Source organism: Kitasatospora sp. NPDC007106, assembly GCF_040634455.1.
GTDB classification, from domain to species: Bacteria; Actinomycetota; Actinomycetes; order Streptomycetales; family Streptomycetaceae; genus Kitasatospora; species Kitasatospora arboriphila.
Genome location: NZ_JBEYFP010000432.1, coordinates 1 through 5,065, shown reverse-complemented (window position 1 = coordinate 5,065; position 5,065 = coordinate 1). Strand labels below are relative to the sequence as shown.

4 protein-coding genes are annotated in these 5,065 nt (G+C 70.8%); all 4 read left to right on the top strand.

Features of this window, described 5'->3' with window-relative positions:
- Positions 1-168: 168 nt before the first annotated feature.
- The 4 genes from ABZ641_RS25400 (at position 169) to ABZ641_RS25385 (ending at position 4,997) form a co-directional block, all read left to right on the top strand.
- Complete coding sequence (locus tag ABZ641_RS25400) at positions 169-1,170, top strand: sugar ABC transporter permease (protein WP_359985204.1); 1,002 nt, start codon at positions 169-171, stop codon at positions 1,168-1,170.
- 50 nt (positions 1,171-1,220) lie between these two features.
- Entirely contained in the window at positions 1,221-2,126 is a 906-nt protein-coding gene (locus ABZ641_RS25395) for a carbohydrate ABC transporter permease (protein ID WP_344621854.1), read from the top strand.
- A gap of 104 nt (positions 2,127-2,230) precedes the next feature.
- A complete protein-coding gene (locus ABZ641_RS25390; protein ID WP_344621855.1) occupies positions 2,231-3,952 on the top strand; it encodes a glycoside hydrolase family 13 protein in 1,722 nt (573 codons plus the stop codon).
- Between the two features lies 1 nt (position 3,953).
- Positions 3,954-4,997, top strand: coding sequence for a LacI family DNA-binding transcriptional regulator (locus tag ABZ641_RS25385; RefSeq protein ID WP_344621856.1), 1,044 nt, complete (start codon positions 3,954-3,956; stop codon positions 4,995-4,997).
- The last annotated feature ends 68 nt before the right edge of the window (positions 4,998-5,065 follow it).

Genomic DNA, 5,065 nt, shown 5'->3' with positions numbered 1-5,065 from the left:
ACCACCCACACCCTCTCCCCCACCCCCCCGATCTCCCTATCTGCCTCCCCCAACAAACCCCCCCGCCCCCCCGCCCCCCCCCAGGTGGGCCGGGCGGCCGTCGGCCACCCCCGTACGAAGACCCAGTCGCCGACGCGAGGCGGCGGACCTCCCGAAAAGGTGTCAAGAATGGCAGTCGCCGTGCAGGGCGCTCCCGGCAAGAGCAGCCGCGGCCGCGAACCGCGTCCGGGCCTCGTGGAGCGCATCAAGCTCTCGTACAGCAAGTACTGGTACGCCTACGCCATGATCGCGCCGGTCGTGGTCGTGCTCGGCGTGCTGGTCGGCTACCCGCTCGTGCGCGGCGTCTACCTGACGCTCACCGACGCCACCAGCCTCAACACCGGCCGCCAGATCGGCGTCAACCACATCCCGGACAGCTTCAAGTTCGTCGGCCTGCACAACTACGCCGACGTGCTCTGGGGCCCCGGCTCGTACGACCGCTTCTGGTCGCACTTCGTGTGGACGATCGCCTGGACGGTCATCTGCGTCGTCCTGCACTACACCATCGGCCTGGCGCTGGCCATGCTGCTCAACCAGAAGCTCCGCGGCCGCGGCCTCTACCGCATGCTGCTGATCCTGCCCTGGGCCGTGCCGACCTTCGTCACCGTCTTCTCCTGGCGCCTGATGCTCGCCGACGGCGGCGCCATCAACGCCGTCCTCGGCTCGGTCGGCCTGCCCGAGCCCGGCTGGCTCTCCGACCCGTTCGCGCAGAAGGCCGCCGCCGTCGCCGTCAACACCTGGGTCGGCGTGCCCTTCATGATGGTCTCGCTCCTCGGCGGCCTGCAGTCCATCCCGGCCGAGCTGTACGAGGCCGCGGAGATGGACGGCGCCAGCCCCTGGCAGCGCTTCCGCTACGTCACCCTGCCGGGCCTGCGCACCGTCAGCAGCACCGTCGTCCTGCTCGGCGTGATCTGGACCTTCAACCAGTTCGCCGTCATCTTCCTGCTGTTCGGCAACGGCGCGCCCGACGCCCAGATCCTGGTCACCTGGGCCTACCGCCTCGGCTTCGGCCAGATGCCCCGCGACTACGCGCAGTCCGCCACCTACGGCGTCCTGCTGCTCTCGCTCCTGATCGTCTTCACCAGCTTCTACCGCCGTTGGCTCGCCCGCAACGAGCAGGCGAACGGCTGAGCGCCGCGAGCATCCAGCAGACCAGCGACATCCACGAGGCAGGTACCCCGATGACCACCACCACCGATCGACCGGCCGCCCGCCCCGCGGCCGCCCACGCCGCCCGCCCGGCCAAGGTCCGCAGCCGCGAGCAGCGCAGCCCCGTCGCCTCCGTGCTCAGCCACCTCGCGCTGATCACCGCCAGCCTGATCGCGCTCTTCCCCGTCGTCTACATCGCCTACATCTCGCTGGGCCCGGACGACATGGACTACCTGCACCCGGGGCAGATCCTCGGCAAGGCGACCCTGTCGAACTACGACAAGGTGCTCAACCACACCGACTTCTTCAGCTGGTTCGGCAACTCGGTGATCGTCGCCGGCGGCACCACGGTCGTCGGCGTCATGCTCGCCGCCAGCACCGGCTACGCCGTCTCCCGGATGCGCTTCGCCGGCCACAAGCAGCTGATGTGGACGCTGCTGGTGACCCAGATGTTCCCGATCGCCGTGCTGATCGTGCCGATGTACTACATCCTGTCCAACCTGCAGCTGCTGGACAGCTACCTCGGCCTGATCCTGGTCTACTCCGGCACCACCGTCCCGTACTGTGCCTGGCTGCTGAAGGGCTACTTCGACACCATCCCGGTGGAGATCGACGAGGCCGGCCGGGTCGACGGGCTCTCCCCGTTCGGCACCTTCTGGCGGCTGATCCTGCCGCTGGCCCGCCCGGGCCTGGCCGTCGCCGCCTTCTACTCCTTCCTCACCGCCTGGGCCGAGGTCGCCTTCGCCTCGACCTTCATGCTCAGCTCGGACAAGTACACGCTCGCGGTCGGCCTGCAGTCCTTCATCAGCGAGCACGACCACCAGTGGCAGCTGATGGCCACCACCTCGGTGCTCATCGCGCTGCCCGCCGCACTGGTCTTCTACCTCGTCCAGCGCCACCTCGTCACCGGACTCACCGCAGGTGCGGCCAAGTCCTGACGAACGCACGCACCGAACGGCCGGAGCACCCGCCGAGGCCGTCGGTCCGACGTACCGTCACACCACGCTCCGTTCGCCGCGATTCCCCAAGGGATGACTGACCCATGACCCAGAACCTGGCCGACGCCTCCCGGCCCGCCCCCGCTACCGCCGCCGAGCCCATCGCAGCGAGTGCGGGCGCGAGCAGAGGCTGGTGGCGGGACGCGGTCATCTACCAGGTGTACCCCCGCAGCTTCGCCGACTCCAACGGCGACGGCATGGGTGACCTGCCGGGCATCCGCAGCCGCCTGCCCTACCTGCGCGACCTCGGCGTCGACGCGGTCTGGCTCTCCCCCTTCTACGCCTCCCCGCAGGCTGACGCCGGCTACGACGTCTCCGACTACCGCGCGGTCGACCCGATGTTCGGCACCCTGCTGGACGCCGACGGGCTGATCCGCGACGCGCACGCGCTCGGCCTGCGGATCATCGTCGACCTCGTCCCCAACCACTCCTCCGACCAGCACGAGTGGTTCCAGCGCGCGCTGCGCGAGGGCCCCGGCTCCCCGCTGCGCGACCGCTACCACTTCCGCCCCGGCAAGGGCGAGAACGGCGAGCTGCCGCCCAACAACTGGGAGTCGATCTTCGGCGGCCCGGCCTGGACCCGCTCCGTCAACCCGGACGGCACCCCGGGCGAGTGGTACCTGCACCTCTTCGCCCCCGAGCAGCCCGACTTCAACTGGGAGAACCGGGCCGTCGCCGACGAGTTCCGCTCGATCCTGCGGTTCTGGCTGGACATGGGCGTCGACGGCTTCCGGATCGACGTCGCGCACGGCATGGTCAAGCAGGCCGGCCTGCCCGACATCGGCGGCGAGGGCGACCAGCTCAAGCTGCTCGGCAACGACGTGATGCCCTTCTTCGACCAGGACGGCGTCCACGAGATCTACCGCGACTGGCGCAAGATCCTCGACGAGTACCCGGGCCAGCGGATCGGCGTCGCCGAGGCCTGGACTCCGACCGTCCAGCGCACCGCCAACTACGTCCGCCCCGACGAGCTGCACCAGGCGTTCAACTTCCAGTACCTGGGCACCTCCTGGTCCGCGGACGAGCTGCGCGAGGTGATCGACGTCTCGCTCGACTCGATGCGCCCGGTCGGCGCCCCCACCACCTGGGTGCTCTCCAACCACGACGTCACCCGGCACGCCACCCGCTTCGCCAACGAGCCCGGCCTCGGCACCCAGATCCGCACCGCCGGCGACCGCGAGCTCGGCCTGCGCCGCGCCCGCGCCGCCAGCCTGCTGATGCTGGCCCTGCCCGGCTCCGCCTACGTCTACCAGGGCGAGGAGCTCGGCCTGCCGGACGTCACCGACCTGCCGGACGAGGTCCGCCAGGACCCGTCCTTCCTGCGCGCCTCCGGCCAGGACGGCTTCCGCGACGGCTGCCGGGTGCCGATCCCGTGGTCCGGCACCGAGGCCCCGTACGGCTTCGGTCCCGCCGCGGGCGGTCCGAGCTGGCTGCCGCAGCCCGCCGAGTGGGCCGACCTCAGCGTGGAGGTCCAGACCGGCGACCCGACCTCCACCCTGGAGCTCTACCGCTCCGCGCTGGCCGTCCGCCGCGAGCACCCCGCGCTCGGCGCCGGCACCGAGGTGACCTGGCTGGACGCGCCGGAGGGCGTGCTCGCCTTCCGCCGGGACAGCGCGCAGGGCTCCTTCGTCTGCACCTCCAACACCACCGCTGCGCCGGTCCGGATGGCCGCTCCCGGACGTATCCTGCTGTCCTCCGCGGACACCGAGGCCGTGGACGGAGAGATTCTGCTGGCAGCGGACAGCACCGTATGGTGGGCGGTCTGAGATGGTTGCAATAGGCTCTGGGATCGTGACTACGGCGCGACTCTCGGACATCGCGGCGCAGGCGGGGGTCAGTGAAGCCACCGTCAGCCGCGTCCTCAACGGCAAGGCGGGCGTCTCCGCGACCACCCGCCAGACCGTACTGGCCGCTCTCGACGTGCTCGGGTACGAGAGGCCGACCCGGCTGCGGCAGCGCAGTGCGGGTCTGATCGGCCTGATCATCCCGGAGCTGAACAACCCGATCTTCCCGGCGCTCGCGCAGGTGATCGAGCAGGTGCTCAGCCGGCACGGCTACACGCCGGTGCTGTGCACCCAGACCCCCGGCGGCTCCACCGAGGACGAACTCGTGGAACTGCTGGTGGAGCGGGGGGTGTCCGGCATCGTGTTCGTCTCCGGACTGCACGCCGACACCACCGCCGACCACGAGCGGTACAACAAGCTGATCGGCCGCCAGGTGCCGTTCGTGATGATCAACGGCTACAGCGAGCGGATCGCCGCGCCGTTCATCTCCCCGGACGACCGCGCCGCGATGTGGATGGCCGTCCAGCACCTGGTCGAGCTCGGCCACACCAAGATCGGCCTCGCGATCGGGCAGCGGCGCTTCGTGCCGGTGCTCCGGAAGGTCGAGGGCTTCCGGGCGGCCGTGCAGGAACTGCTCGGCGTGACCGAGGAGGAGGCCGACGGCTGGATCCACCACACGCTGTTCAGCGTGGAGGGCGGGCACGCCGCGGCCGGCGTGCTGCTCGACAAGGGCTGCACGGCGATCGTGTGCGGCAGCGACATGATGGCGCTCGGCGCGATCCGGGCGGCCCGGCAGCGCGGCCTCGCGGTACCGCAGGACGTCTCGGTGGTCGGGTTCGACGACTCGCCGTTGATAGCGTTCACCGAACCGCCGCTGACCACGATCCGCCAGCCGGTGGAGGCCATGGCCATCGCGGCCGTGGACGCCCTGCTGGAGGAGGTCGGCGGCAACCCCGCGCAGCGCGCGGAGTTCATGTTCCAGCCGGAGCTCGTGATGCGCGGCTCCACCGGGGCCAGCGTGCGCTGACCCCCGCCACCGGGCCCGACGGGCCCGAGGCACACCCCTGCGGCCCCGGAGAGAGGGCTCTCCGGGGC

Bases quoted from the DNA above. Each gene is read 5' to 3' on its own strand.
- ABZ641_RS25400 (WP_359985204.1), top strand. From the start codon at position 169: ATGGCAGTCGCCGTGCAGGGCGCTCCCGGCAAGAGCAGCCGCGGCCGC.
- ABZ641_RS25395 (WP_344621854.1), top strand. From the start codon at position 1,221: ATGACCACCACCACCGATCGACCGGCCGCCCGCCCCGCGGCCGCCCAC.
- ABZ641_RS25390 (WP_344621855.1), top strand. From the start codon at position 2,231: ATGACCCAGAACCTGGCCGACGCCTCCCGGCCCGCCCCCGCTACCGCC.
- ABZ641_RS25385 (WP_344621856.1), top strand. From the start codon at position 3,954: ATGGTTGCAATAGGCTCTGGGATCGTGACTACGGCGCGACTCTCGGAC.